Genomic DNA, 4,384 nt, shown 5'->3' with positions numbered 1-4,384 from the left:
CAAAAATCACCACCTCAGGTCATCCAAATTTTGGATGACCTGAGGTGGTATTAGGTTTATGTAAAAAATAGATGCAGCTGATTTTCTAATCTAAGATGTTATGGTATAGTATTTCGAGTGTCTAAACATCAAAAAGGAGGGCGACAGATGCAAAAAGCGCCAAGTCCTTCAAATGAACACTTTCGAACTGTGTTTATTTTGAGCGCGTCTATTCTCATCGTTGTCATGAATACAACAATGTTCAATATAGCTTTACCCAACATCTTAAAAGATTTTTCACTCCAGCCTTCTGAGGGGGCTTGGATTGTTTCAGGATATTCTATCGTTCTTGCCATCTTTACAATTACGTATACAAGGCTGTCCGATTATCAACCGATTAGGAAATTACTAACCATTGGTATTTTGATATTCAGCCTGTCCTCCGTTCTAGGTTTCTTTGCTGATAGCTATGTATGGCTGCTGATCGCACGCTTATGTCAGGCTGCTGGCGCAGCTGCAATTCCTGGATTATCTATGGTTTTTGCTGGAAGATATATTCCGATGACACGTCGGGGAAGTGCTTTCGCATTGATTGCCTCAGCTACATCCTTAGGGTTTGGATTAGGCCCTGTTGTCGGAGGGGTGATCACTGATTATCTAGATTGGAACTATTTATTCATTGTCACGGTTATGGTTTTTCTAGTCATCCCGGTATTGTATAGATTTATGCCAACAGAGAATGCAGAACAAGGTCGCTTTGATGTCATTGGAGCATTATTGTCTGGCATCAGCGCAACGATGTTTCTATTGTATATCTCGACCTTCAATAGTCTATATTTATTAGTGGGATTGATCTCAGCAGCATTTCTATGGTGGCGTGTGAATCGGGCCGAAACTCCCTTTATCCAACCTGAACTGTTGTTGAACAGGCCTTACCGACGAATTGTTTTCATGAGCTATATGGGATTCACCCTGCACTTCGCTGTTTTATTTCTAATGCCGATCATGCTTGAACAGGTGTATGGTCGAGGGGCAGCCGCTATCGGATTTATCATCTTCCCTGGGGCCATTCTTTCAGCCGTTGCCGCCATTTATGTAGGACGATTGATTGATGCTTACGGGAACATTAAAGTTCTATTCCTGGCTCACGGACTTTTAATGATCTCCGCCCTTGTCTTTTTCTTCTTAGCAGGAAATTCTCCGTATATGATCATGATTGCCTACATGTTTACAAGTTTCGGGTTTTCCAGCCTGTCTTCAAGTTCAACCAATGAAGTGTCTCGTATCTTACCTAGTGAACAAATTGGCGCAGGTATAGGGTTAAAGCAGCAGATCCACTTTATAGGAAGCGCGACCGGATCTGTACTTGCTGGAATTCTTTTAGAACTGAATCAACAGCCCTATTCAGCTTCGGAATTCAAAATCCCTTATGGCCTGCTGATTGTTCTCATGACTGCTTCCTCTTTCACACTCTACCTATATTCAAAAAAAGTGAAAGAGATAGCAAATGTTCAATAAATTTACATTTGAAATTCATAAAAAAATCGAATATGATGAAGTGTGGACAATTCTGTTTATAATTAAATCAAAGTATAGATATAGATATTAATATAGGAGGAATTACCAATGAGCTCAAAAGATTATCGAGTTCTGCTGTATTATAAGTATGCCGACCTTCCTGATTACGAAGAATACTGCCAAAATCACTTGAACTTCTGTAGAGATCTTGGATTGAAAGGACGAGTTATCGTTTCTCATGAAGGGATCAACGGAACTGTTTCCGGCACCGTAGAACAAGTTGAGCGATACATGGATTACGTTCGCTCAGATGAACGATTTGCAGATATTCATTTTAAAATAGACGAGCATGAAGGTCATGCCTTCAAGAAAATGCACTGCCGAGTAAAACCAGAGCTTGTGAACTGGAGTATCGAAAACGATGATATTGATCCAAAGACGTTCGGCGGAAAACACTTGAAGCCTAAAGAATTCAACGAAATGCTCAAAAGTGAGGACACGATCGTCATTGACGGACGTAACGAATATGAATACCGTATCGGCCACTTCCGTAATGCCATCCAGCCTGAGGTCAACCACTCTCGCGAATTCCCAGAGTGGATTGCTGAAAATGCTGATCAATGGAAGGACAAAAAAGTCCTTACCTATTGCACAGGAGGCATTCGTTGCGAAAAGCTTACAGGTATCTTAAAGAAAAATGGCGTAGAGGATGTATATCAGCTTGAAGGCGGAATTACTACCTACGGCAAAGATCCTGAAGTCAAAGGTGAGCTGTTCGATGGAAAAATGTACGTTTTTGATGAGCGCATCGCTGTGCCTGTTAATCAGGTAGAAGATAAAATCGTTGCTGAATGTGAACACTGCGGAAAGGCAGAAGATCGCATGATTAACTGCAGTAACCCTGTGTGTAACCGTCAGTACGTATGCTGTAAAGAATGTGAAGAAGAACACCACGCAGCATGTACAGCAGAATGTAAAGCACATCCGGAAAATCGCTGGGATGTCGACCGTAAAAAGCAAATTGATAAATACGACCGCATTTCTGGCTAAATGGAAGTAAAAAATCGCCTGATCATTGATCGGGCGATTTTTTTTGTGAAAAAGTTTGTTATTCCTTGTAAAAACTTAACATCTATAAGGCCGTAAAAGTAGTTAACTGTTATTAATTATGCTCGATATGTATGTATCCTTCTGATGAAGTTAGCTTATTATTCTTCAAATACACCCCTGACTGTTCAGCAATCCCTAGTCCAATAGGTACATCCATCTTTTGGATGGCTTCCTTCAGGTGTTGCTCTTCCTCCCATTCCAAATAGTGAGCGGCAACAATAAGTTCATCCGTTAACCCTAGTCCATTTTTAAACAATGGAATACCCTTCTTATTGTCCTTAGGGGAGATGACACATATTTGTGGAGAAATCAAAGCCCCTGCAGAGAAACCTGCAATCGGCTTCCCATCAGTAAATAGGTTGAATAATATGTCTCCCAATTCTGTATCGACTATATAATCCCTGTATGTCTCTGTATCTCCGCCACCGATAATTACGCCTTTACAAGCCTCAATTCGATCCAACTCAAATGGTTCGTAGCGGTCTTTTAGAGCAAGACAGTAAACCTCCTCGGTATCAATCTCTTCCCAATACTTAGGCAAGTAACCTTCTGAGCCCTCCCGTTCTAAATATAATACCGCAACTTCCCCCCTTCCCACTAACTGCGAGAATTCAGTGCCGAGCCGCTTATTAAAAGGAGGGCCTGAACCGAATAAAAACAAGTGTGTCGAATGCATCAGTTATCCCCTTTCTATCAAGCCATTTTTCTCCCCCCTACTCATCCGCAAATTAGATGAGCGGAGGTGAAAAATGAGGATTATCTCTTAGTGCGATGGGCCGCATGGTAGGTGGAACCAATCCCTCGATCAAAGGATATGGCATACCTTATGGCACTGGTTACAAATGATTTGGCTCTTCTTACTGCTTCTTCTACGTCATTTCCTCTAGCAAGCTCTGCAGTTATGGCAGCTGAATACGTGCACCCTGCCCCACTCGTATGAATGGTAGGTACGCGTTCGGATTCCAGTTCTATAATACTTCGTCCATCAAATAACATATCAACAGCCGGATAGTCCTTTAGTGCTCCACCTTTAATCAATACAAAATCCGGACCCAAGTTATATAAGTCACGAGCGATTGTTTTCATGTCCTCAGGCGTCTCAGGTACAGAGCATTCTAACATGCGTGCAGCTTCATGAAGGTTGGGTGTAATGACGGTTGCCAATGGAATCAATTCATTCACTAACGTCTTTATTGCCTCATCTTCAAGAAGCTGAGAGCCCATCTTCCCCACCATGACAGGGTCAACGACTACATTTTTCACTCCAGAATAGCGAATCAACGCTGCCGTTCGCTCGATAATCTCCCGAGTAAACAACATCCCAGTTTTCAAAGCGTCTACGCCTACATGTTCCAATGAAGCGTGAATTTGTGCTTCAACAGCCTCTATGGGTTGAGTAAAGATTCCTTGTTCCGTGGTTGAATTGTTAGCAACAAGGGCTGTAATCGCACTCATTCCATATACATCGAACTCTTGAAAAGTTTTTAAATCAGCCTGAATTCCAGCACTTCCTTGCGAAGCAGATCCTGCAATCGACAATACTCTTGGTATGCTCATTCGTATATAACTCCTCTCTTTCTTATATAAATTGTATCAAAGTTCTTTTTGGTTAAGCTATTCATTCCTTCCTTCTTTACGATAAGATAACAAGGAGGAGGTTGTATTTTTGAAGCCTTTTACTGAAAAAACCATTCATATTATACAATGCATACCCGAAGGAAAGGTAATGACCTATGGACAAGTTGCACGTTTAGCCGGAAGCCCACGTGCAGCTAGA

General features: G+C 41.7%; 5 protein-coding genes. 3 read left to right on the top strand and 2 right to left on the bottom strand.

Going from position 1 to position 4,384, the window contains the following annotated elements:
• The first annotated feature begins 147 nt into the window (after positions 1 to 147).
• Positions 148 to 1,497 (top strand): MFS transporter, encoded by a 1,350-nt coding sequence (locus LD39_RS16215; protein ID WP_035549781.1) that lies wholly within the window; start codon positions 148 to 150, stop codon positions 1,495 to 1,497.
• A 108-nt stretch (positions 1,498 to 1,605) separates the two neighbouring features.
• Complete coding sequence (locus LD39_RS16210) at positions 1,606 to 2,547, top strand: rhodanese-related sulfurtransferase (protein ID WP_035549778.1); 942 nt, start codon at positions 1,606 to 1,608, stop codon at positions 2,545 to 2,547.
• A 112-nt stretch (positions 2,548 to 2,659) separates the two neighbouring features.
• Here LD39_RS16210 and LD39_RS16205 read toward each other — a convergent pair whose 3' ends face one another.
• Together LD39_RS16205 and thiD are read right to left on the bottom strand one after the other, a co-directional pair.
• Positions 2,660 to 3,283 (bottom strand): Type 1 glutamine amidotransferase-like domain-containing protein, encoded by a 624-nt coding sequence (locus LD39_RS16205; protein WP_035549774.1) that lies wholly within the window; start codon positions 3,281 to 3,283, stop codon positions 2,660 to 2,662.
• A gap of 80 nt (positions 3,284 to 3,363) precedes the next feature.
• Complete coding sequence (thiD, locus tag LD39_RS16200; protein WP_035549771.1) at positions 3,364 to 4,164, bottom strand: bifunctional hydroxymethylpyrimidine kinase/phosphomethylpyrimidine kinase; 801 nt, start codon at positions 4,162 to 4,164, stop codon at positions 3,364 to 3,366.
• 109 nt (positions 4,165 to 4,273) lie between these two features.
• Here thiD and LD39_RS22260 point away from each other — a divergent pair.
• Positions 4,274 to 4,384, top strand: a 111-nt coding sequence (locus tag LD39_RS22260) for an MGMT family protein (protein WP_197061446.1), incomplete at its 3' end; no start/stop codon positions are given.

This window comes from Halobacillus sp. BBL2006 (genome assembly GCF_000786645.1).
Lineage (GTDB): Bacteria > Bacillota > Bacilli > Bacillales > Halobacillaceae > Halobacillus.
The sequence above is the reverse complement of the archived record's forward strand: the minus strand, read 5'-3'. Positions and strand labels throughout refer to the sequence as shown.